Below are 25,029 nucleotides of genomic sequence, written 5' to 3'. Positions count from 1 at the left end.
ATAAAGGTAAATTGTTTAGCTTTTATTGAAAAACAATCTGTAACGCTTCTTTTATAGCAACTAAAGTTTTTTTAATGTCATCTTCTGTATGTGCCGCAGAAATAAAGCCTACCTCGTATCCTGAAGGTCCAAAATAAATCCCTCTATTCAATAATTCTCTGTGCATGACTTTATATTTTTCCATTGAGGCTGGATCGATTTCATCCGCTCTTTGGATTTTTTCCTTATCTGTAAATGCGAACCAGAAAATGGAACCTATCGTGGTTATGCTTACTTCAAATCCATTCTCTTCAATGAATGAACGTAACTCATTCACAAATGCTTGAGTTGTTTTTTCTAATTTCTCATAGAACCCTGGTTGAGCTAGAATTTGTAAGGCTGCAATACCAGCTGCCATAGCAACGGGGTTTCCTGATAAAGTTCCAGCTTGATAAACAGAACCATCTGGAGAGATACATCCCATTAATTCTTTAGAAGCTCCATATGCACCAACTGGCATTCCGCCACCGATAATTTTTCCATAAGTCAAAATATCCGGTTGAATGTCATAATACTTGGATGCTCCTTCAAAGCCTAAACGGAAACCGGTGATCACTTCATCCATAATCAATAAAGTTCCGTTCTCCTTGGTAATATCTCTTAGGAAATGAATATAATCCTTATCTTGAATTAATAACCCGTTATTGGCAGGTACTCCTTCAATAATTACAGCTGCAATTTGATCTTTAAAGTCTGCAAATACTTTCTTTAAAGCTTCCTTATCATTTAATGCAATTACAATGGTTTCATCAGCAAATGCCTTTGGAACCCCTGCAGATGAGGTCTCACCAAAGGTTACTAATCCTGATCCTGCCTTCACCAATAGGGAGTCGGAGTGACCATGGTAACAACCTTCAAATTTTACGATTTTATCTCTTTTGGTATATCCTCGCGCTAAACGAATCGCAGACATCACCGCCTCTGTTCCTGAACTTACAAAACGAATTTTCTCAATCTTTTTATTATTGCTCAAGATCAATTCTGCAAGATCATTTTCCAGGGCAGTAGGGGCTCCAAAACTTAAGCCTTTACCTAATTGCTCTTGAACGGCTTCACGAATCTCCGGAGTGTTATGCCCTAGGATCAATGGACCCCATGAACAACAGTAATCAATAAATTCATTCCCATCAGCATCCCATAAATGAGCCTTATCACCACGCTCGATAAACAATGGCGTTCCATAAACAGATTTGAATGCGCGTACAGGAGAGTTTACACCGCCAGGAAAATATTCCTTAGCCTTTTCAAATAACTTGCCCGACTTCTCCCGAGAAATATCTGAAGTAGATGTTGTCATAATCATTTCTTTTTGTCTATTACAAAAGTAGTATTTACTGGGTAGTATTTAGTATTTAGTATAGAGTATTTAGACCTATGACGGAAAAATGATAGTTGAAGAAACTTTAGTAATGTCTAATAATCTAAATAGTATTTAGTATTTAGTATTTAGTATTTAGTATTTAGTATTTAGTATAGAGTATTTAGACCTATGACGGAAAAATGATAGTTGAAGAAACTATATAATAGCCTAATAATCTAAATAGTATTTGGTATTTAGTATTTAGTATAGAGTATTTAGACCTATGACGGAAAAATGATAGTTGAAGAAACTATATAATAGCCTAATAATCAACTATAGGAAAGCCAATTAGGAAACTATAGTAAAGTCTAATAGGAAACTATAGAAAAGTCTAACTACTAAATACTAACTACTAAATACTAAAAAAAAAGAGCGGTCTTTCTTTTAAAAAGCCCGCTCTTTTTTTTGTGTGGAAAGAATTATTTTCCTTCTTCTAATACTTTAGTTACAAGTTCTGCAGCTTCTTTCAATAAGATTGCAGAGTACACTTGCAAGCCTGAATTATCGATTAATTCTTTAGCTTCTTTAGCATTTGTACCTTGTAAACGAACGATAATTGGAACTGGAATATTTCCGATTTCGTTATATGCATCGATAACACCTTGAGCAACACGGTCACAACGAACGATACCACCAAAGATGTTAATCAAAATAGCTTTTACGTTAGGGTCTTTTAAGATAATATTGAAACCAGCTTTTACTGTTTCAGCATTTGCAGTACCACCAACATCTAAGAAGTTTGCAGGCTCACCACCAGCGATTTTAATGATGTCCATAGTAGCCATCGCTAAACCAGCACCGTTTACCATACATCCTACGTTTCCATCAAGTTTAACGTAGTTTAAGTTGAATTCTCCAGCTTCTACTTCTGTAGGATCCTCTTCGGTAATATCACGTAATGCAGCAATTTCTGGATGACGGTATAATGCGTTCTCATCCAAGTTTACTTTCGCATCTACTGCAAGAATTTTATCGTCTGAAGTTTTTAATACAGGGTTGATCTCAAACATGGAAGCATCAATTGAATCGTATGCTTTGTATAAGGCAGCAACAAACTTAACCATATCCTTGTGCGCAGCACCTGATAAACCTAAGTTGAATGCAATCTTACGTGCTTGGAATCCTTGAAGTCCTACTTTAGGATCAATCTCTTCCTTGAAAATTAAATGTGGAGTTTTCTCAGCAACTTCCTCGATGTCCATACCACCTTCTGTAGAGTACATAATGATGTTACGACCTGTTGCACGGTCTAATAAAACAGACATGTAGAATTCTTTAGTCTCACTGTCTCCAGGATAGTAAACATCCTGCGCAATTAAAACCTTGTTAACTTTTTTACCTTCTGGACCAGTCTGTGGAGTCACTAACTGCATGCCAATGATGTCTGTTGCACGTTGCAATACCTCATCTTGGTTTTTAGCTAATTTAACACCACCACCTTTACCACGGCCACCCGCATGGATCTGTGCTTTTACCACAACCCAATCCGAGTTGAATTCTTCTTTCATTCTCTTTGCAGCCTCAACAGCTTGCTCTGGGGTTTCAGCAACAATACCTTCTTGTACTCTTACACCGAAACTCTTAAGTATTTCTTTTCCTTGATATTCGTGAATGTTCATTGATAAAAAAATTTGCTGTAAAAATAGCGTATTTATTCGGAAGGGACAAGTTATTATTACGATTAAATTGTCATCTCTTTTTTGATTCCCCGATATTATCTGCCCTTTGCAACCACATGTTTTTGTTTTTTATTATTTTCGCATTATGATCTTAAAGGCAAATAATATTTTTAAGTCCTATGGCGACCTCAAAATCCTAAAAGGCGTTAGCATTTCTGTCCGTAAAGGCGAAATCGTATCCATCGTAGGAGCCTCCGGCGCCGGAAAAAGTACCTTACTCCATATTATTGGAACCCTCGATAAACCCGATCAAGGAACCGTCCTGATCGAAGGAGAAGATGTATTTGCCCTCAATGAAAAAAAACTAAGTGATTTTAGAAACCAACATATCGGTTTTGTGTTTCAATTCCACCATCTGCTACCTGAATTTACGGCTCTGGAAAATGTGTCCATCCCAGGATTCATCGCTGGTCAGGATAAAAAAAATGTCGAAAAAAGAGCCATGGAACTCCTCGATATTTTAGGAGTAGCACATCGCGCAAATCATAAGCCAGCAGCCATGTCTGGTGGTGAGCAACAAAGAGTGTCAGTCGCAAGAGCACTTATTAATAATCCTACACTGATTTTAGCTGATGAACCTTCGGGAAACCTAGACTCTGAAAATGCTACAGCACTACACCAGCTGTTCTTTGACCTGCGAGATAAGATGCAGCAAACCTTTATCATTGTAACCCATAACGAAGAATTAGCAAGAATTTCCGACCGTACCATTCATATGCGCGACGGACTAATCTATTAATATGCAAAAGCTCTTAATCACTTTTGGAACCAGACCTTTGGCACAAAGGCTGTCCAAAATATTGAATACCCAGTTTGAAATTATTTTCGCAACCTCTGAAGAGGTGCCAAGTTTCCTTTCAGCAAATTACAATACCATCCCAACAGCAGCAAATCCAACTTTTGCCCACGAACTATTGAAATTATGCCTTGATAAGCAAATTGACTTTCTATTGCCTCTTGGCCTTGCAGAAATCAATGCTTTAACCGAAGCTAAAATCCTCTTGGAAGAGTATGGCACAAAATTATTAAGCCCTAGCAAGGAAGAACTAGAAGAATTATTTGTTCTGGAAAATCCACCTTCGAATATCGATTTAATTCTATGTGAAAAAGGCGTAAACCTTATCTCTGACTCTAAATTGGAGATAGAAATGACCGGTCTTTTCGCTGTTTCTGATGAAGGTGATGATTTAGCCCTTTGTACAATTAAATAATGATGGATTTCGCAAATATTCCCACTGATAAAAAACTCTATTTATTTGAAGTAGATGATGTCCTTTTTCCTAAAAAGGACTATTTATTACAGATTTATTATCTGTTTTCTCAATTCGTGGAATTTACCGAAGGTAGACCAATTGCTACTGAAATGGTGAATTTTATGAAGGAAACCTATATGGAAAGCGCTGAGGAAAATCTTTACAATCTGACAGCCAAGAAATTCAATTTTAAAAATGATTATAAGGAGAATTTTGAAAGATTGATGGTCAATGGACACCTACCATTAAAGCTGTTTCTTTTTAATAAAACCAAGCTATTATTTGCTTCTATTCTCGAAAAAGGAGGTCAGATAGGAATTTTGACCAAAGGGAACCCCGCATTGCAATTAAATAAAGTCAAACACATTGATTGGCAAGGTTTTGACAGAAATGTAAAAATTTATTTTATCGATGAGTTAAATTTCCGAAATATTGATCCATTTACCTATATTGCTTCTGAAAATCAAGTCCAAAAAAGTGACTTATTTTTCATTGAAGACAATATAGCTAAATTATGAAAAGAAAATTTTTACTCCCATTCTTATTGTTTTCGTTGCTCCTAGGAGCAAGCTGTAAGAAAGATTCCGTTAATCCCGATACGGATAAAGAAAGTTTACTTAAAGATTCAACGTATTATTATTCCCTGGCAGTTTCTCTCTGGGAAGATAAAATCCCTCAACCCAAGGCTAGCGCCGATGGAAATCTAGATTTACGATCCTTCACCAAATCCTATTCCAATGCCGAGGCGGTTTTAGAAGCCATAAAAAAGTACACTGTAGTGGACCGGTACAGCTTTATTGATAGGGAAGGGGTCGTGAGTGAAGAAATTCAAGAGGGAGTACACAAGGAAACTGGTTTGACGCCAATATTCATTAGCACTGTCGATCCGAATAAAAACAGAGTTACCAATCTTTATGTAAAGATTGTTCAGAAAAATTCGCCAGCAGAAAAAGCTGGATTAAAACGGGGAATGCAGATCATTAGTGTTAATGGCGATACTAAATTCAATTACGACACCGATCAGAAAAAAGCAATCGCTATATACTATAAGCTAATTGAAGGAAAAGAACCGATGAACCTGGTCGTTAAACCCGTAGGTGAATCTCAAACCAAGACAATTACATTAAATGGTGCAGCCTATAGTATCGACCCAATTTTGATCAATAAGGTATTCACAATCAATAATAAAAAAATAGGCTACTTTTTCTATACTTCCTTTGTGAATGTATATGGCAAGTCTGGGCCAAATGAATACTATGAAGCAATGGTCAATGCTTTCAAAGAATTTGAAACGGCGAATATTGATGAATTGATCATTGATTTAAGATATAATAGCGGTGGTTCTACCGCATCTGCCGAATTATTGGCAAACCTTATTGTTCCGACTGCAGGGGCTAAGGGCAAAATGTATGACTATAAGGTCAATAAATACTTCGAACAAGAAGGCTACACCGATAATAATAATCCTAAAGCTCCATTTAAATCCGTTTTTTACAACAAAAAGAATACTTTAAATATACCTAGGGTTTATTTCTTGGGAACTCCTGGTACGGCTTCTGCCAGTGAATTGGTCATGAATGTTCTAAAACCTTATATGGATGTTGAAATTATCACCATCAATGGTAAAGGTACTTACGGCAAACCAGTAGGATTTTTTGGATTACCTGTTGTCAATGGCTTTGCTGATTTATATATAACCTCTTTTCAGACCATCAATAAAGATGGTTATGGGGACTATTTCAACGGTTTAACGGGACGAATTACCAATGCCTCCGATGGGTTCTTTTCTGAACTTGGAAATACGGATGAAGCATTCTTGAACACTGCTATCAATGATATCATGAAACCGAACGACTGGGCGAAAGCCAGCAGCCGTAAAACAAAAGATGGATTGAACCGCTTGGAACAGATGAATGTACCTGAGAAAAAAGGCTATCGTAATAACATGTATAAGTTCTTGGATCAGAATTTTAATACATTGCCACAGTTGGATTAATCTTTTTACAGAAATCACTGTCAATAAATGGAATCACTTTTGCATGTGGTGATTTTACTTAATTATGCTAATGAGAAATACTTTAATTGGAAAACTACTGATCTTATTGACCTTAGTTTCCTTGTTCGGATGTAAAAAGGATACTACCAAAATAACTCCTCCACCAAGACCTGGAGGGGATACTCGAACCGTTGCCCAACAAGTTCTTGATAGTGTATATTCAAAATATAAGTATTTATCTTATTGGGAATCTTCTATTGAAGTAGCAAATCCTATTTCCAAATTAACAGATAGGTTTAAGGATTCTGATGACCTCTTATCTTATTTGATGAACCAGACTCCGCGTAAAACTGATTATAAATTCCATCCGGATTATGATGGACCTATGGATCGTTTTTCATGGTTGGAGGATATCAGCTCGGATGCTAAAGCATTCGCAAAAGCTGATCTAGCAGATGGCTATGGCTTGTATATGGCTTTTGATGGTAACCGTGGTGATAGTTTGTTTGTTTATTTTGTTGAAGGTGGTTCGCCAGGCCAGGTTGCTGGAATTAACAGAGGGGATAAAGTAATCGAAATGGAAGGTGATAAAAAGATGGTCTATAGCAATAAAACCAGAATTGACCAATACATTGAAGGACAAACCTTAAGTATTACTGTTGAAAATCCAAGGAAGGTGAAATCCTCTTACAATTTAAAATATACCTCCTATGATATCCAACCATTTCAAATCGGTCGTGTATTTACAGAAAATGGTAAAAAAGCTGGTTATATTGCTCTTTCTTCCTTTGAAGAACTTACTAATAGGGGGATAGACTCTAAAATGAAAAAAGGCATTGACTCAACTTTCGCCGCTTTTGGTAGAGATAATATTAGCAACTTAATCGTTGACTTAAGGTATAATGGTGGTGGATATGTCAGTTCTGCCATTTATCTCCTGAATAAAATCATTAATTCTACGGGAAATGGGAAGGTGATGTTCAAATATGATTTGAATAAAAACCTGAAAAAAGAACGCGATCAAGGTAGCAATGATTTTATCGATGAAGTTTTTGTAAAAAGTAATACTACTGAAATTAAAAACGTGGTTTTCTTGGTCAGTGATTATACCGCATCGGCAAGTGAAATCGTGATTGCCGCACTTAAACCGTATATGAACGTGAAAATCGTTGGATACGATGCAGCAACTTATGGTAAACCAGTAGGCTTCTTTAGAGAGGATATCTTGGATGATGTGGGGCTTTGGGCTGCTTCCTTTAAAATTATAAATGCAGCAAACTATACGGATTATTGGGATGGTATCCCAGCAGATTATCCTTTTATTGATGATAATTTTTACAAACAATTTGGTGATGCATCCGAAGACATGACCAGAAAGGGTTTGGATATCCTGTTAGGGTCAAATGCTAAAGCCTCGAGTAGAATGTCAGTAAGCCGTAGCTCCACAACTAGAACTACTAGAGAACTGAATAAAATCCCTCGTCGGAATATGCTAAAGGACTAATTTATCATTATTAAATTATTAACTTTGAAGTATGGCAGGAAATAAACCAACTACTATCAAAGAAATTGCAAGGAAATTAAAAATTTCTCCTTCTACTGTTTCGCGTGCATTGAATGACCATCCTAGTATCGGATTGGTAACAACTATGCGTGTTAAAAAGATGGCAGAAGAAATGGAATATGAACCTAATCAAACTGCAATATTCTTTAAACAACGTAAAACTTTTACGATTGGAGTGATTCTGCCGAAACTTTCTGAACCATTTTTCTCTGAAGCTATCAGTGCTATCGAAAACGTGGCCGAGGATAAGAAATATACAGTGCTCCTTGGACAGTCCCTAGATGATGAAAATCGCGAGTTAAATATTATCCAAACCTTTAAAAAACATCGTGTGGATGGTATTTTGATCTCCATGAGTAAAAATACTGGTGATACTGATTTCTTCGAATTACTGGCAAAAACTGAGATTCCTATTGTCTTCTTTGACTGTGTTCCTGATCTACCCCATGTCCATAAAGTATATAGCGACCTAGCCTCTGGGATGATTGAAGCTATGGCAGCTTTTGTGGACCGTGGACATCGAAATATTGCTTTGATTAATGGTCCTGAAGGCTTATTGGCTTCGAAAGAAAGGGCAGAAGCATTCCAAAGTGCTTTAGATAAATATGGTATTCCTGCAGATGCTAGTTCTATTGTCAATACAGACCTGACGGAACAAGGTAATGAAGAAGCAATGGAAAAGATTTGCTCACTTCCTAACCGCCCTTCTGCAGTTGTTTCCTTTAATGACTTTGTTACATTAGACCTTATCCGCTATGCTAAACAACGAGGAATTGTCTTGAATCAAGATATGTTCTTTATTAGCTATGCGAATTATCCGCTTTGGAAATACATGGATAATCCACCAATGGGAAGTATCGAACAATATCCTGATAAACAAGCTCAGAAAGCCGCTGAGATATTGTTCGATTGTATAGATAAGAAAGAATATACCGAAACACCTCAAGATGTGGTATTCCCTTCTAAATTAGTGCTCAAATAATAAATTAATTGATCTGTAGGCTGTAGGTAATTTCTATACCGCCATTCGCAAGCATATCATGTACTGAACAGTATTTCTTTACTGCTAATTCGGCTGCTTTTTGGGCTTTGGCCTCGTCAATGTTGCCCTTTAGTTTAAAGGAAATGTGAATCTTGGTAAAGATATTGGGCACTTCCTCACGACGCTCCCCTTCAACTTCTACATCCATATCCTGAAGATCCTGACGTTGTTTCTGTAAAATTGTAGTCAAATCAAATGCACTGCAAGAACCTAAGGCCATTAAAACCAATTCCATAGGTCTTACCCCTTTCCCTTCTCCTCCAATTGACTCTGGTCCATCCACATTTACTTTTACTGAACTCAATTCGCTTGATCCTTCGAAATGTACTGCTTGATTCTGTCTTTTAATATGTACTTTCATGTTATTTGATTTATAGGTTAAAGTTAACTAAAATACATGCAATATGTCCGTCATACCATGGTAGAAAATATAATCCATAAAAAAAGCCCTCAACTTGAGGGCTTTTTTATATGATTAATTCGGGTATTTGACACCTCGATATTTACTGATATCTACTTTAGTCACATTTGCATCATACTTGGAGTTGATGGCATCTATAAATAGGTTTGCAACAATCGCATTTCCCATCGGAGTCAAGTGAACCCCATCTAATGAAAATGCATTCCCAGTGATAAAAGCTGCTGAAATATGAACACCATTATAGTTATAGCCGGCTTTAACTTTATTCAAGAATGAATAAACATCCGCCACGGCTAATTGCTTCGCTTCTGCAATTGATTTAATCCGCTCGTTAAATGCTTTTACTCTTCCAGAGACTTCAGCAATCTCGGCCTTATCCAAAACAAACTGATCATCAATTGGATTCAATGGATGAACTCCGTAAGGAATTTGCTGAGCATTAGGTTTTCCCAATAAAGAAGTAGGGAAAGTCAAGATAAATAAATCTGCATCGGTAGCTACTCTAGGTCCAGTTTTGGTTGCTATGTAAACATTTTTTGCCTGTCCTTGTGTTTCTGCTTCAACTGCTGCATTTAATCTCGCTGTTGTAACTGTATTAAAGAATGGAATAGTCGTCACATCTGGAATTGTTGCTACAACTCCTTTGGAACCACCTTTTGTTAATTCATTAATGAATGTATTATAGGTGAATTCAAATGTTGGAATATCCAATAATTTCTTAGTCGGATCTTCAGACGGAGCCGCACCATTTGTTGCATAGCCCAATACGTCATTGTTTCCTAACCAAAAAGTGAAAAAGGTATGCTCATGAGAAACAGCGTATTCGATATATTTCAACTTAGCCGGCGTACCTTCTGGTAATAACCTTTCGAAATATGGGTTTCCATAAACTGTCCCAACATTTTCAGCAAAAGCCATATCTAAACGCATGCCCGGAACTCCTAAGTTTTGAATAGGATCTGTATGTTTAGTGTATAATGGCTTGCCTAGTGGATTTGCTCCTCTAATAGCTAAATTTGTAGTTACTGGCTCCATTACTGGGTTGCCATCAATTAAGGATTTTAATTGAATATAGCCCGATCCATTCGCTTGTGCCTCTGTAAAGAATGGGGAAGTGAATTCACCACCGCCTACAGCTTTTAATTGCTCCGCGATTAAATTTGGAAATGCTACTTTTTGACCTTCTAAATATAGACCATTGTCCGCGTACCCTGAGGTTAACGAATTACCTACAGCAATAAACTTGGAGAAATCCGCGGATCCCTTACTGGTCTCCATTTCATCCAAGGAAGGTGCACATGAACTTGCAAATCCTAAGATGGCAAGTCCGATATATAGTTTGAAATTCTTTTTCATTGTTTTCATAATTTAAAGCCTACCAATAATAAGAAACTGAAATTCCAGGAGCATGAATGTTGGTCTCATAGGTTCCTCTTAATTGTGTTTCTGCATTTGTGGTTGTTCTCTTTAATATTTTTTGGAAAACATATGCAGCTGACATCTGCCAGTTTGGTGAGAATTTATAAGTTAATCCTCCTGCTGCCATCACACGGTTATTATCTGGTGTCTCTGGATAAACATATTTACCTTGTACCGGTGTGTAAACATAACCCGCTCCTAAACGTAAATCTAATTTATCATTTACCTCATAGTTCAAACCTGCTTTTCCTGAAAATGCATTTTGGTATCTCTTCTCTGAACGGGTGTCTTGTAACACTGGAGTATTGTTTTCGTAATCAAATACCAATTCTTTGTAAATACTGTAATTGATAATGGATCCGTCAATTGCTGCATCAATTTTCTCAGATAATGGGAAAGTGATGCCCAAGTTGAAGGATGCTGGTAATGGTAATTCAGCATCAAACTTTCCGTTAGGGAAATTCGCCGCCAAGGAACCAGGAACCTCAAATGTAGCATCTCCATCTTTTAACTTCGTAATAACTTTTGAACGGTAATTTAATGATAATGCAAATGTTTCATCAAGTCTGTAATGAACACCTAGGTTATATCCCATCCCTGTTCCAGTACCTTTCAAGGTAGCTTGTCCAGTACTTCCGTCTGGATAAAATACAGGAAGTGCTCTGCCTAAATCTACTAAACCAATGTTGTAAACAAATCCACCACCAACACTAAATTGATCAGTCAATTTAAAACTTACTGTCGGTTGGATATAGATAGCACGCATGGATAGGTGAGTTAAAGAGAATTTTCCAGGCCAATCTGTGCCCCAGTCTACACCACCACCAAATGGAGTGTAAACACCGATACCCGCTTTCCACCAAGCCCCTTTAGGACCAAATGTCGCGTATGCTCCGAAGGGAGGTGATACTTGGAATTTTGTATGATGAACATCTGGACTGCCCGCTTCTCGAAAGGCAGATCTGTACATGATGGCGCTACCACCTATCTGTACCCCATTATTCTCCATCTTTACTAATGCTCCAGGGTTATAAACAATGGAGGATTCATCAATAAATAAGGCCGATCCGGCACCGGCCATACCCACAGCTTTTTGACTTTGGGTATTAACTTGAGAACCCTGTGCAAACAGCAGGGTAGGGGAAGCTAATAACAAACTGAGTAATAATCGTTTCATAGTAATTATTGATTAGCGTTTTTCAAATTTAATTTGATATGCTAACATAGTAAAATTCTGTTAATAATTATAAATTTATTGATAATTAATTATAAAATAATTGTCAAGATTGGATAAAAGAGCAGCAATCGTTTTTATTCAAAACATAAATAAGGTATATTAGTTTTCAATATAAACAGATAAAAATTTTATTTATGGCTCAAGTATCATTTAAAGGGAATGCAGTGCATACCAGTGGAGATCTACCTAGAGTAGGTGATGTAGCTCCTGATTTTACACTTACAGCTGGGGATTTATCCCAAAAATCATTGAAAGATTTTCAAGGTAAGAAAGTTATCCTTAATATATTTCCAAGTATTGATACCGGAACTTGTGCAATGTCAGTACGTCAATTTAATGAAAAAGCTTCCGGACTAGATAATACGGTCGTTTTGTGTATTTCTAAAGATCTTCCCTTTGCTCAAAGTCGTTTTTGTGCTGCAGAAGGTCTTGATAATGTCGTAACACTTTCGGATTTTAAAGATGATAACTTCAATAATGCTTACCACGTGAAATTTACAGATGGACCGCTTCAAGGTTTATTGAGCCGTTCGGTTGTGGTGTTGGATGAAGATGGAAAAGTGAAATATACCGAACAAGTTGCTGAAACAACGGAAGAACCTAATTACGAAGCTGCTTTAGCTGCGGTATAAGCTGGAAAAAGATATTAAATCAATAAAAAAATGGGCTTAAAAAGCCCATTTTTTTATTCCTTATTTCGAAGCTTCTAAAGCTTGTAAGATATCTTCAATGATATCTTTTTGATCCTCAATTCCAATTGATAATCTGACAGTACCTGGCCGGATTCCCAGTTTTTCTCTTTCTTCCTCCGTTAATTTTGAATGTGTGGTCGATGCCGGATGCGTAGCGATACTTCTTGAATCTCCTAAATTGGAAGTATAAAGAATCATCTTTAATGCGTCCAGAAATTGAAAAGCTCTTTCTTTTCCACCTTTTACTTCGATAGTCACAATTCCTCCACCTGCTTTCATTTGTTTTTTGGCAAGTTCATATTGCGGATGAGAAGGTAAGAATGGGTATTTCACATCCAATACTTCCTCGTTTTTCTCCAACTCTTCAGCTAATGCCAAGGCATTTGAACAGTGTCTGTCCATCCGTAATCCCAAGGTCTCAATACTCTTCGAAAGAATCCAAGCGTTAAATGCAGACATTGCAGGTCCAGTATGACGAATTAAAAACATCATCTTATCAATTAACTCCTGTTTTCCTACAACTACACCTCCAAGGACACGACCTTGACCATCCATATATTTCGTCGCAGAATGGATGGATAAATCAAATCCATAAGGAAGAGGTTTTTGTAAATATGGGGTGGCAAAACAATTGTCAATGGCAAAAATAATATTCGGATATTTCTTCTTTAATCCGCCCAGCCATTCCAGATCTACTAATTCCAAACCTGGGTTGGATGGCGATTCCAAGAATATAAATTTGGTGTTCGGCTGAATAGCTTTTTCCCATTCCTCTGGGTTTATCGCATCTACATATGTTGTCGTCACTCCCCAACGTGGGAATAATTGGGTAAACAATTGATGCGTTGAACCAAATATGGCTCTGGATGATACAATATGATCTCCTTGTTCAATAAATCCGGCGAAGGTCGCAAAAATTGCCCCCATTCCTGATGCAAATGCTAATCCGGCTTCCGCCTCCTCCATCAAACAAACCTTATTGATAAATTCCGTTGTATTCGGATTTGCATACCTCGAATAGACCATCGCCTCTTCTTCATCTGCAAATACCGCTCGGCCTTGCTCAGCACTGTCAAAAATAAAACTAGAAGTTAAATATAATGGTACAGAGTGCTCCCTTAAAGAAGAACGTTTGGCCTGCTCGCGTATGATTTTGGATTGTTCGTTGTTCATGATGAACAAATTTATTCACTTTTCAATAAAAAGCACTAATTCAATAAGATAATTTTAAGCTTATTTTGAAAATATATTTATGCAAACCTTTGATTTGACTCTTTTATTACATCTTTAGCTTTTTACCCGACCCTTCTCGGTGTAGCTGAATAGACAGCGCTTTCTTGCTACATAACAATTTTACGAAATCGATTGATTCGCCTTAAATTGAATATTTTTAAGGGTTTTTCCCCCTAATCATCAATTTCATTCCTGAATATTTATGCTTTTCTGTATCTTAAGAATTTATTAATACTCTTTATGAAAAGATCTAAACTACTAAGCATGGCATTATTATGCCCTCTGTTGTCATTTGCTCAATCTGAGCCAAAACCATTTGGCGCATTACCCAGCGAAAGACAATTGAAATGGCATGAAATGGAAATGTATACCTTGATTCATTTTACACCTACTACCTTTCAAAATAAAGAATGGGGATTCGGAGATGCTGACCCCAAAATATTTAACCCCACAAAATTCGATGCCAACCAGATTGCTAAAGCGGCAGCGGCAGGTGGATTCAAAGGATTGATCTCTGTCGCTAAACATCATGATGGATTTTGCCTTTGGCCCACTAAGACCACGGATTATAGCGTGAAAAGCTCACCTTGGCGTGATGGAAAAGGAGATATGGTAAAAGAATTTATGCAGGCTTCCCATGATAATGGGCTTGAATTTGGGGTTTACCTTTCTGCATGGGATAGAAATGATACACGCTATGGTTCTAAAGCTTATGCAGATGCCTATCGTGAGCAATTGACCGAACTGATGTCCAACTATGGTCCTTTATTTACATCCTGGCATGATGGAGCAAATGGTGGAGATGGTTATTATGGGGGTAAGAATGAAAAACGAACCATTGACCGTACAACCTATTATGAATGGACCGAAAAAACTTGGCCAATCGTACGGAAATTGCAGCCAATGGCGATGATTTTTTCTGATGTTGGTCCCGATATGCGTTGGGTTGGCAATGAGCATGGCTTCGCAGCTGAAACGAGCTGGGCAACCCTGACTCCGAAAAGTAAAACCCCAGGTAAACCAGCAGTACCGGGGGAGGTCGATGATTCAAATCTCCCAGGTGGTGATCGCAATGGTGAATTCTGGATTCCTGCTGAGTGTGATGTTCCGCAAAGACCCGGATGGTTTTATCATGAAGACCAAAATGCAAAAGTTAAAACTCCAAATGAGCTATTTGAAATTTATATGAAGTCTGTAGGTCGTGGTGGAAATATGAACCTTGGACTTGCACCTATGCCGAATGGATTACTCCATGATAATGATGTTAAATCATTGGCCGCTTTTGGTGAAAAAATTAAAGCTACTTTTTCCGATAATTTAGCCGCGGGTGCAAAAGCTAAAGCAACTAACGTTCGGGCTAATAGTGCTAAATTCTCTGAAAATAACCTTTTCGACGCAGACCGCTATTCTTATTATGCGTCTGACGATAATGTCTTGAATCCAGCAATTGAAATCAATCTTGCTCATGATCAGGAATTTGACCTTATCAGATTACGCGAAAATATCAAATTGGGGCAAAGAATTGATAGTGTGCAGGTTGAAGTTTGGTCTGATGGAAATTGGAAACCATTGGCAAAAGCTACCAGTATTGGAGCAAATCGCTTGATTAAACTGGATAAACCTATTCGTGCTAGTAAATTAAAAGTAAAACTATTTGCTCCAGTAGCTCCCACACTAAGCGATTTTGCTTTATTCAAGGAAGCAAAATCTGATTTTAAATTTAACAGTGCTGATCGCAACAAAATTGCCAAAGATCAAATTATAATAACTAGTGCTGATAAAAATGTTAAAAAAGCTTCAGATAATGACGATAATACAATCTGGGAAACCATCTTGAGTAATCAAAAATTTGTCGAAATCAGATTGCCTAAAACTGAAAGTGTCGTAGGATTGGGATACATGCCACGACAAGATCGCCAGCTTAAAGGAGTTCCAACCAAATATGAAATCCAGGTTAGTAAAGATGGAAAGGAATGGAAGACCGTAGCAATGGGAGAGTTCTCTAATATTAAAGCGAATGCCACAGAACAAAATATCAATTTTGATATCGCCCATGATGCGCACTATATAAGGTTTATTCCAAAGGAAATTCTAAGTAATGATAAAGAGTTTTCAGTTGCTGAGTTTGATGTTTATTTAAAATAGATGAAGAAGTTAATCGTAATTATGGTTGGCCTGTGTACTGCAGGAAACCTCCTGGCGCAGGATTTAAAATTGTGGTACAAAAACCCAGCAAAGATTTGGGAAGAAACTTTACCCCTTGGCAATGGCTTGATTGGGATGATGCCAGATGGAAAGATCAATGATGAATCTATTGTTCTGAATGAGATTTCAATGTGGTCTGGATCACCTCAGGATGCAAATAATTATCAAGCATTTAATTCAGTCGGAGATATTCAAAAATTATTATTTGAAGGCAAAAATGATCTTGCTGAAGCTCTTGTCAATAAAAATTTCGTTTGTGTGGGTGCAGGGTCTGGTCAGGGAAATGGCGCTGAAGCTCCTTATGGATGTTTCCAGAACTTTGGCTATCTGAACTTTTTGTTTTTCCACAAAGGTGAGACAACGGATTATAAACGCTGGTTGGATATTGGAGAAGCAAAGGCTGTAACCAGTTTCAAAAACTCCGGTATCAACTTCAAAAGAGAGTATTTTACTTCTTTTGATAAGAATGTAGGGGTCGTTCGCTTATCTGCCGATAAAAAGAAATCCATTGAATTTGCAATGCATTTCTATAGAGATCAAAATATTGAGAATTATAAAGTCAATGGAAATGAAATTACCATAAATGGTAGTCTTCCTGATGGAAAAGGTGGTCGTGGAATAAAATTCGCGGCTAAGTTCAAGGTCATTGCCAAAGGTGGAACATTAAAGGATTATGATAATCAAATCATCGTGAAAGGTGCAGATGAAGCCTTGGTTCTATTCTCTGCCTCCACAAGTTACTATGATCATAACCCTGAAGAATATGTAAATTCTGAAATTTCAAAGGTCGAAAGAAGTAGTTATGCTAAGTTGTGGAAAGCTCATGCCGCTAAATATGAGCCTGTATTTAACCGAGTATCTTTGCAAATTGCTGACCAAGAATCTAAAGCATCCGTACCTACGGATGAGCGATTAAAAGCTTTTTTTAATGACCCAAGTCAAGATAATGGTTTGGCATCATTATATTATCAATTTGGTCGATACCTGACTATTTCAAGCAGTTCTCCAAATACTCCTAAGGCCCTACCGCCTAATTTACAAGGTTTATGGGCACATCAGATCCAAACTCCTTGGAATGGCGATTATCATTTAAATATCAATGCGCAAATGAATCATTGGGGGGTGGAAGTGAGTAACCTTTCGGAATATCATAACCCATTTATTGAAATGATTAAGAATATTGCGAAGGAAGGGACAAAAACAGCAAAAGCATATTATAATGCGCCAGGTTGGGTAGTTTATATGATGACTAATATTTGGGGATACTCTGCTCCAGGGGAGCATGCTTCTTGGGGATCAAGTACAGCCTCTGGTTGGTTATGTAACCATCTTTGGGAACATTATCAATTTACAAAAGATGAGGCCTATTTAAAGGAAATCTATCCCGTATTAAAAGAGGCTGCTGTATTCTACAAGGCTACCATGGTGAAAGATCCTAAAACTGGATGGTTGGTGACCTCTCCATCGGTTTCTCCTGAAAATGGTTTTAAACTTCCTAATGGAAAGAGAGCTGCCGTGGTAATGGGGCCTACAATTGATAATCAAATTGTTAGAGAACTGTATGAATCTGTAATCAAGAGTAATGAAATATTAAACCTCAATGATGAGTTTGCTGTTAAGCTTCAATCTGATATCAAACAATTAGCTCCAGCGGTAGTTGTAAGCAAATCTGGACGCGTGATGGAATGGTTAGAGGATTATGAAGAAACTGAACCTAAACATCGCCATGTATCACATTTATATGGCTTGTACCCGGCGAATTTTATTTCACCAATTACAAGTCCTGAATGGGCAGATGCCGCAAAGAAAACATTAGAAGTACGTGGTGATGAAGGAACGGGTTGGTCTAGGGCTTGGAAGATTCTTTTCTGGGCAAGGCTTCATGATGGAGACCATTCCTTAGAAATATTAAGACAGCTTTTGCAACCTGCATTCGGGAATAGTACAACCTATCAAGGTGCTGGGGCTGGGACTTACCCTAACCTGTTCTGTGCTCATCCTCCATTTCAAATTGATGGCAATTTTGGAGGGTCAGCTGGTATTGCTGAAATGTTAATCCAAAGCCATGATGGCTACATTCTCCTATTACCTGCCTTACCGTCAGCATGGAAAGATGGGAAAGTGACTGGGTTAAAAGCCCGCGGTAACTTCACTGTTGATTTTGAATGGAAGGATGGAAAAGTTACAAATCTCAAAATTAAAGGGAAAAAGGGAACTGAGGTGCCAGTGATTAAAAATGGTGAAAAAATTAACTTTAAAGTTTCATAAAAAGTTTTTTTCGATCGTTAAAGCAATTGTGGCAAGTTAGCATTTTGGCTATTCAATAGGAGAGGGGATTATTAATTTTTTAATGATCCCCTTTTTCTTTTCTGTTAATCTTTAAAAATTAAATTGAAGGAAAAATAATTTTATTCACTTTAATTTTTAACTATTATGAGTTTATTTATTTGCCGATCAAAAATTCTGTTCATTTTTATGCTAGTTGCTGCATTTTGCTTCTCTTGTAAAAAAAAAGAAGTAGCGATGCCATTTGAAGAAGGTCCTTTGAAAAAAGTGACTTTTAATTTTACTAATTTTCAATCTGAAATCAAGCCCTTTCATTCTTCCATAAAAACCAGATCAGGAAATGCATCTGATGAACAGAAGGTGCATCCTGAACAACCTGAGTTACTCGTATTATATGACTTCAATAAGAAGGACTTGTATGCTAAAATATCCCGATATTTTGCATACTTAAATATTATTGCAATAATAAAATCATCTGATGTTGTGAAATTTATTAATAATCCATTTTCTCGACAGAAAGATGATCACATTCTGGAAATTAAAGGCCAAACCTATTTTGGGATTGCGTTTAATCCTACAGACGAGATCCATATGGAGCGGATTGAAATGGATATTAGCACCAAAAGCCCTCATAAATCCTTCTCTATATATATAGAAAAAGACGATGCTATCATGAGAGAATCAATTCAAAAATTTAAACAAAAAACTGATGATTCAAATAATAGTAGATTTGAGACTATTACTTATAATTTCCCAAATTCAGCTCAAGGGTATAATATGTTAAGATTATACGTGGATACACGCGAACAAATTGGAAAAGGAGAGAAATTTGTGGAGGGTGTAGAAATTAAAGTTGACAATATTAGGTTTTATGGTAAGCCCAAAAAGAAAGCAGAAATTAAATCCAAGTTAAATCAAATGCCTTATTTCATATTTGATAAGAAAAAAGGAGATTTAGTGAATAAAGGAACCTTTAATCCAAAAACTGATAATGAACAATTGATGGTTGAACTTCCGTTAGGTAATTACTATAATATTATGCTTTATCATGAGTCTAATGAACCTTTAGTACTTCCAGAAACCATCAAGAATAAAGATGACTTTTATACTGCTACTTCATTTTCGGATAAATTTGCTCGTTCCTTCGGTGTCGTGGATTCCTTTGAGCTGAAGGAAAATATGTCCAAACCAATTACTCTGAAACGCTTATATAGTTTAGTAACCTTCAATTTTAGAGATATAAGAGATCTATCAGACGTTAATAAAATTAAAATAAAACCAATTTCTCCGAATTATTTTTGGAAACCTTTTAACCCTAAGTTAGAAGGTAAGTTCCCTATTGGTAATTCAAATGAAATAGAATTTGAACAAGATTTTAATGTTGATAAAGAGGTGGTATTTAGTCATTTCTTAGGACATACCGATGTGGAATTGCCTGTAAACTACGAAGTCGAGGTGTGGAGCAAAACAAGAATTCTTCGAAAATTTAAGTTATTCTCCAAAGTTAAAAATAATATCAAGTTAAATTTTGTCGGAAACCTGTATCCAAGTGGTTTTTCCAATCGAATATTTGAAGTTATCATTGATGAAAATTGGGCTGGAACAAAAACAATACTGTTTAATTAACTAAATCCTAGTGGTTAAAAAATTAAACTTAACGAGACCTTTTTAATTTCTTAATAATAGTGTCTTATTATTGTTATATGGCTTATTTGCTAGCGCTAACTGTTATTCAGGTACTGATTATCCTTCTTTATCTTCAGATAAGAACTATCCGAGATGAACGAGGCGAAATACTTCGTATCCTCACCTGTACTTCAATCGTAGTATTATTAGTTAAATATTGGGTGTCCCCATTTGAAGTGCATGTTAATAAGTTGTTTACCGCCACTAGCAGCCTTTGCCTTGTATCATTGTCCTCATTGTATTTAAGAAATATTGTCTTAGAAGTTCGGACCTCAGGATATTTGATTTTGTTGGCATTTTTTCCCTTTCTCCTGTTCTATGTCTTTTATGTATTGCTCAATATTTATTCCGCGCAAATTCAAGAAGGAATGATTTATGATTACCTAGACTTCTTTAATCAAAGGTCTAGAACAATCCTATTTAGCATTACTTTAGTGTATGATGTCTATCTTTTATGGCCACTGCGAAAAAAAATATCCCATCTCTGCAATTCGATTGATGGTCAGTTGGCAGTCTTTCTATGGGCTTCTAAAGTAATTCTTTTTGGTTTTATCCTTTTTCGAGGATTAATAGTTGAAAGAGGACTCTTATTGGAATTTCCAGATGGAATTTTTACCTTCTTTGTCCTTTTTATCGTAGTATATTTCAGATATTTTAATTCTATCCATTTGTGTCTTTCCTATTTATTCAGAACAAATGCAGTGATTAGAATTCATGAAACTGAGTATAATCAAAAGAAAAGTGAAGATCTGATGTTTTATGTGACAGCAATTGACCAATTGCTGGACCAAGAAAAATTATTTAAAAACCCGGAATTAAAACTGGAGGACCTTCGCAAATTTCTAAGCCTGACAGACAAAGACCTGAAAGAAATAAATCGAAAATTTTGGAATTACAATTTCGAAGAATATCTCAACACTAAACGATTCCATTATTTTATTGATCATCTAAATATTGAAAATGAAGAACCAGCTCAAATTAATAAATTAATCTATGAATCTGGATTTAGAAATGAATGTGAATTTAATAGAGCATTCTACAAGGAAATGGGATGTACGCTCTGGAAGTATATGGAGAATAAATCAATATCCATCCTTCATTCAAGATTTAGCTAGATAAAACAAATACCCAAGAGGATTTCGCAGAAACTAACCCTTTTCATATCAATAAAAAAACCTGCCTTTTCGAAGGCAGGTTTAATTTTTTATGGATTATAATCCTAGATGAGCTGTTTTAATAATTTACTCATACTTACTAAGTCTCCAATAATATTCTCTAATTCATCAATTTTAACACGCTCTTGTTGCATGCTGTCACGATGACGAATAGTTACCATATTATCTTCCAAGGTTTGATGATCTACAGTGATACAGAATGGTGTACCGATAGCATCTTGACGACGATAGCGTTTACCGATTGAATCCTTCTCATCATATTGGATATTATAGTCCAATTTCAATTTCGACATGATTTCTCTAGCCTTCTCTGGTAAACCATCTTTTTTGGTTAAAGGGAGGATAGCTGCTTTCACTGGTGCAATGGCAGGGTGGAATTTTAATACCACACGAGAATCTTGTTTTTCCTCAGTGGATAGATCTTCCTGAACCAGGCTGTTCGCCAATACTGTCAGGAATAAACGATCTAGACCAATGGATGTCTCAATGACATATGGAATATAACTTTGATTAATTTCTGGATCAAAATATTGCATTTTCTTTCCAGAGAATTGTTGATGTTGTTTTAAGTCAAAATCAGTACGGGAGTGGATCCCTTCTACCTCTTTGAATCCAAATGGGAATTGGTACTCAATATCAACTGCCGCATTCGCATAATGAGCCAATTTAACATGGTCATGATAGCGATACTTGTTTTGATCTGCACCAAGTGCTAAGTGCCATTTTAAACGGTTCTCTTTCCATTTTTGGTACCACTCTTGGTCTGAACCTGGACGAACAAAAAATTGCATTTCCATTTGTTCAAACTCACGCATACGCATGATAAATTGGCGAGCAATAACCTCGTTACGGAAAGCTTTACCAATTTGAGCAATTCCAAAAGGAATTTTCATTCTTCCTGTTTTCTGAACATTAAGGAAGTTTACAAAAATACCTTGTGCAGTCTCTGGACGTAAATATACCTGCTCAGCTCCATCAGCCATCGCACCCATTTGCGTAGCAAACATTAAGTTGAACTGACGTACATCCGTCCAATTTTTTGTGCCTGAAATCGGACAAACAATATTGTGCTCTTCGATAATAACTTTTAAACGCACTAAATCATCCGCATTTAAGGCATCATCTAAATCTTTTTGTAGTTGTGCAGCTTTATCGGTCTTGCCGTCCTTCTCATAACGATCGATTTTATCTTCAATCAATTGATCCGCACGGTAACGCTTTTTAGAATCTTTATTGTCAATCATCGGGTCATTAAACCCATCCACGTGACCGGATGCTTTCCAGGTCGTAGGATGCATGAAAATTGCAGCATCAATGCCCACAATATTCTCATTTAACTGTACCATGGATTTCCACCAATAGGTCTTCAGGTTGTTCTTTAACTCCGAACCTAATTGACCATAATCATAAACGGCACTTAATCCGTCATAGATTTCACTTGAAGGAAAAACAAATCCATATTCCTTCGCATGCGAAATAATATTCTTGAAAAAATCGTCTGTTTGCTTGCTCATAAGGGGCAAATATAATGTATTCGTTTGATTTATTATGCCAATAAATCTCTTATTTGTTGACTCGCGTTTTTATTGTCAACTTTTTTAATAATATGTTGAATTGTACCTTTTTCGTCAATGATGAAGGTCGTTCGAGCAGTTCCCATATATTTCTTCCCATACATGTTTTTTTCTACCCAAACTCCGTAGGATTCCACTATCTTTTTGTCCTCATCCGAAACCAGGTTAAACGGCAACTCAAACTTTGAAATAAACTTCTGATGGGATTGCTCACTATCAATACTCACCCCTATAACCTCAAACCCATCCTTCAATAAACTTTGGTAATTATCACGGAAATTACACGCCTCCGTCGTACATCCAGGGGTATTGTCTTTCGGATAAAAATATAAAATCACTTTTTTCCCTTTGAAATCTGATAAACTTAACTCTTCTCCGTTTTGATTCTTCGCCTTGAAATTAGGAGCTTTATCCCCAACTTTTAATTCTGCCATAATCTTCCTTTTTATCTAATAAATGTTGCCTGGTAAACCTTTTCATTATCCTTCCAATCCTTTACAACAAACTTAAAAGTATGTTGCCCTTTGCTCAGGGATGGGTCAAAACGATGCCAGACATGTCTGTTCTTGGAGTCATACTCCATCAAAACCCACTTGTCATCAATATAGGCATTAAAGGATTGAATACCTGAGAAATTGTCCGAAATCGTAAAATCAATTTTCGATTGGCCACTTACGTTTTTCCCATTACTGAAATTCCTCGCTACAATGGTTGGGGCAATCGTATCCACCGTCACATAAAAAGAACCAAATATTTTAGTGTTCACCGAAACCCATCCGTTCTCAAATTTACCACCCACAGAACCGCCTTCAACAGAGGCTATGATAGCCTTGCTTTCTAGATTTTTTGGCAATGAAGTCGGTTTAATGCTTAGTTTATAAGTCGAAAATAATGGTGTTAAATTATTCTGAACATGATGAACTGCTGAATAACTATTTGGTCGCTCCGCACTATTGGAGTAAACAAAATCTAGATCTGTATATAATGCTCCCTTTGGAATCTCCACCTTTACTGCATCTGTTGTAAAGGCATTATCCTTAGTGTAAGGAAATAGCTCTCCTTTATTAGGGTTTTTCTTTGCCACATAGGCTGGGTTATTTCGCACCCTGAAATCAAGTTCACTACAATTTCCATGAACATCCTTAACGACATATTTAACATCGTGAACAGCATCATCCTTCAGTTCTATTGTTCCATCTTTATCGAGGTATTTAAAGATCTCAATCGGATTCCCTGGATCCTTAAAGCTCTTTTGAACCTTTACCTTGGTTCTTTTGAATTGAGGAAAGTCTAAATAGGAATGTATGGCGCTGGAAGTATTGAAATCCAGTTCCTCGAATAATACGGTGGATACTGCTTTTCCATCCAGGAATAATTCAATGGAATACACTCCATTTTGAAAACCTCCAGCACGGTGCCTGTCAATCGTATTGATTCCTAAACCGAATTTTCCATTCACAGAAATTGGAGCAGCAGATGCTAATGTATAACGCCCTGAACCCAATGCTTTCAGTTGTTGATATCTGCGACCGGTGTTTTCATTGAATAAAGGGTCTGCTAAGTCATAGACCATAATTCCATTGATGGTTGGGGCGAAGTTATCCGTAAAACGTAAGCCAAATAATTGCGGATTCAAAGGATGTTGTGATTTTGTATCCCGGATTTCCAAGTGCAGATGCGGTCCTGCTGAACCACCCGTATTCCCGGCATTCCCAATAAACTGACCTTTAGATAATTTTACTTGGCCAGGCTTTAGCTCCATATCCACATCAAAACGTTGTTGTTTATATTGTTCTGCGCGGATAATATTGGTCAGAGCATCATTAAAACTGTCCATGTGTAAATATACCGTAGTAAAGCCGTTGGGATGTGCAATATAAACGGAGTTTCCTCCGCCACCAATTTGCACCCGTACACGTGAAACATATCCTTCTGCTGCTGCATGTAAAGGGAGCCCAATGCGTTGCTGGGTCCTATAATCATCCCCTGCATGGAAATGGGTAGACCTTAATTCTCCAAATGTTCCCGAGGCATCAGGAGCGATATTCAAAGGGTTCCGGAAATACCCTTGGGGGTAAGTCCTGGATTTAATAATATTTTTGCTTTGCGCAGAAAGATTTCCCGCAATAGATACTGCTAATAAAAGGGATAGCGTTAGTTTCTTCATA

The 25,029-nt window shown here is 36.9% G+C and carries 20 protein-coding genes; 11 read left to right on the top strand and 9 right to left on the bottom strand.

Annotation, left to right across the window (positions count from 1 at the left end; genetic code table 11):
• Positions 1–22: 22 nt before the first annotated feature.
• Positions 23–1,336: a glutamate-1-semialdehyde 2,1-aminomutase gene (gene hemL / locus ACF3OC_RS16000; protein ID WP_392469859.1), complete on the bottom strand. Its 1,314-nt coding sequence runs from the start codon at positions 1,334–1,336 to the stop codon at positions 23–25.
• 482 nt (positions 1,337–1,818) lie between these two features.
• Complete coding sequence (gene sucC, locus ACF3OC_RS15995; protein WP_094257844.1) at positions 1,819–3,018, bottom strand: ADP-forming succinate--CoA ligase subunit beta; 1,200 nt, start codon at positions 3,016–3,018, stop codon at positions 1,819–1,821.
• A gap of 148 nt (positions 3,019–3,166) precedes the next feature.
• Between sucC and ACF3OC_RS15990 the strand changes: the two genes are divergently transcribed.
• The 6 genes from ACF3OC_RS15990 to ACF3OC_RS15965 all read left to right on the top strand — a co-directional run bounded on the left by ACF3OC_RS15990 (position 3,167) and on the right by ACF3OC_RS15965 (position 8,873).
• Positions 3,167–3,817, top strand: a complete 651-nt coding sequence (locus tag ACF3OC_RS15990) for an ABC transporter ATP-binding protein (RefSeq protein ID WP_392471615.1) — start codon at positions 3,167–3,169, stop codon at positions 3,815–3,817.
• A 1-nt stretch (position 3,818) separates the two neighbouring features.
• A complete protein-coding gene (locus tag ACF3OC_RS15985; protein ID WP_392469857.1) occupies positions 3,819–4,289 on the top strand; it encodes a hypothetical protein in 471 nt (156 codons plus the stop codon).
• The gene (locus tag ACF3OC_RS15980; protein ID WP_392469855.1) at positions 4,289–4,849 is read left to right on the top strand and encodes an HAD family hydrolase; all 561 of its coding nucleotides are present in this window, start codon (positions 4,289–4,291) and stop codon (positions 4,847–4,849) included. The genes ACF3OC_RS15985 and ACF3OC_RS15980 overlap by 1 nt, the downstream gene beginning before the upstream one ends.
• Positions 4,846–6,327, top strand: coding sequence for a S41 family peptidase (locus tag ACF3OC_RS15975; protein ID WP_392469853.1), 1,482 nt, complete (start codon positions 4,846–4,848; stop codon positions 6,325–6,327). Before ACF3OC_RS15980 ends, ACF3OC_RS15975 begins: the two co-directional genes overlap by 4 nt.
• Positions 6,328–6,397: 70 nt before the next feature.
• Positions 6,398–7,831 (top strand): S41 family peptidase, encoded by a 1,434-nt coding sequence (locus ACF3OC_RS15970; RefSeq protein ID WP_392469851.1) that lies wholly within the window; start codon positions 6,398–6,400, stop codon positions 7,829–7,831.
• Between the two features lie 31 nt (positions 7,832–7,862).
• Entirely contained in the window at positions 7,863–8,873 is a 1,011-nt protein-coding gene (locus ACF3OC_RS15965) for a LacI family DNA-binding transcriptional regulator (protein ID WP_094257838.1), read from the top strand.
• Positions 8,874–8,877: 4 nt separating this feature from the next.
• On the opposite strand, the gene ACF3OC_RS15960 is transcribed toward ACF3OC_RS15965, so the two are convergent.
• The 3 genes from ACF3OC_RS15960 to ACF3OC_RS15950 form a co-directional block, all read right to left on the bottom strand.
• Positions 8,878–9,294: an OsmC family protein gene (locus ACF3OC_RS15960; RefSeq protein WP_094257837.1), complete on the bottom strand. Its 417-nt coding sequence runs from the start codon at positions 9,292–9,294 to the stop codon at positions 8,878–8,880.
• Between the two features lie 114 nt (positions 9,295–9,408).
• Positions 9,409–10,710, bottom strand: a complete 1,302-nt coding sequence (locus ACF3OC_RS15955; RefSeq protein ID WP_392469849.1) for an SGNH/GDSL hydrolase family protein — start codon at positions 10,708–10,710, stop codon at positions 9,409–9,411.
• Positions 10,711–10,729: 19 nt separating this feature from the next.
• A complete protein-coding gene (locus ACF3OC_RS15950; protein ID WP_094257836.1) occupies positions 10,730–11,950 on the bottom strand; it encodes an OmpP1/FadL family transporter in 1,221 nt (406 codons plus the stop codon).
• A 194-nt stretch (positions 11,951–12,144) separates the two neighbouring features.
• Between ACF3OC_RS15950 and tpx the strand changes: the two genes are divergently transcribed.
• On the top strand, positions 12,145–12,642 hold the full coding sequence (gene tpx / locus ACF3OC_RS15945) for a thiol peroxidase (protein ID WP_392469847.1): 498 nt from the start codon (positions 12,145–12,147) through the stop codon (positions 12,640–12,642).
• Positions 12,643–12,702: 60 nt separating this feature from the next.
• Here tpx and ACF3OC_RS15940 read toward each other — a convergent pair whose 3' ends face one another.
• On the bottom strand, positions 12,703–13,875 hold the full coding sequence (locus ACF3OC_RS15940) for a trans-sulfuration enzyme family protein (RefSeq protein ID WP_392469846.1): 1,173 nt from the start codon (positions 13,873–13,875) through the stop codon (positions 12,703–12,705).
• 324 nt (positions 13,876–14,199) lie between these two features.
• Here ACF3OC_RS15940 and ACF3OC_RS15935 point away from each other — a divergent pair, with 324 nt between their 5' ends.
• The 4 genes from ACF3OC_RS15935 to ACF3OC_RS15920 all read left to right on the top strand — a co-directional run bounded on the left by ACF3OC_RS15935 (position 14,200) and on the right by ACF3OC_RS15920 (position 21,227).
• Positions 14,200–16,080 (top strand): alpha-L-fucosidase, encoded by a 1,881-nt coding sequence (locus ACF3OC_RS15935; protein ID WP_392469844.1) that lies wholly within the window; start codon positions 14,200–14,202, stop codon positions 16,078–16,080.
• The gene (locus ACF3OC_RS15930) at positions 16,081–18,408 is read left to right on the top strand and encodes a glycoside hydrolase N-terminal domain-containing protein (RefSeq protein WP_392469843.1); all 2,328 of its coding nucleotides are present in this window, start codon (positions 16,081–16,083) and stop codon (positions 18,406–18,408) included.
• Between the two features lie 165 nt (positions 18,409–18,573).
• A complete protein-coding gene (locus ACF3OC_RS15925; RefSeq protein ID WP_392469841.1) occupies positions 18,574–20,052 on the top strand; it encodes a hypothetical protein in 1,479 nt (492 codons plus the stop codon).
• Between the two features lie 77 nt (positions 20,053–20,129).
• Positions 20,130–21,227, top strand: a complete 1,098-nt coding sequence (locus ACF3OC_RS15920; protein WP_392469839.1) for a hypothetical protein — start codon at positions 20,130–20,132, stop codon at positions 21,225–21,227.
• 104 nt (positions 21,228–21,331) lie between these two features.
• On the opposite strand, the gene ACF3OC_RS15915 is transcribed toward ACF3OC_RS15920, so the two are convergent.
• The 3 genes from ACF3OC_RS15915 to ACF3OC_RS15905 are packed head-to-tail and all read right to left on the bottom strand — an operon-like array spanning position 21,332 to position 25,028.
• Positions 21,332–22,801 carry a glycine--tRNA ligase gene (locus tag ACF3OC_RS15915; RefSeq protein WP_094257829.1) on the bottom strand — a complete coding sequence of 490 codons (1,470 nt, stop codon included), beginning with the start codon at positions 22,799–22,801 and terminating at the stop codon, positions 21,332–21,334.
• 32 nt (positions 22,802–22,833) lie between these two features.
• Positions 22,834–23,295, bottom strand: a complete 462-nt coding sequence (gene bcp / locus ACF3OC_RS15910; protein ID WP_392469837.1) for a thioredoxin-dependent thiol peroxidase — start codon at positions 23,293–23,295, stop codon at positions 22,834–22,836.
• 11 nt (positions 23,296–23,306) lie between these two features.
• A complete protein-coding gene (locus tag ACF3OC_RS15905) occupies positions 23,307–25,028 on the bottom strand; it encodes a M23 family metallopeptidase (RefSeq protein WP_392469835.1) in 1,722 nt (573 codons plus the stop codon).
• Position 25,029 lies beyond the last annotated feature (1 nt).

This window comes from Sphingobacterium cellulitidis (assembly GCF_043187465.1).
In the GTDB taxonomy this organism is placed as follows: Bacteria; Bacteroidota; Bacteroidia; order Sphingobacteriales; family Sphingobacteriaceae; genus Sphingobacterium; species Sphingobacterium cellulitidis.
Note: the sequence above shows the minus strand (reverse complement) of the source record. Positions and strands in the feature narration are given on the sequence as shown.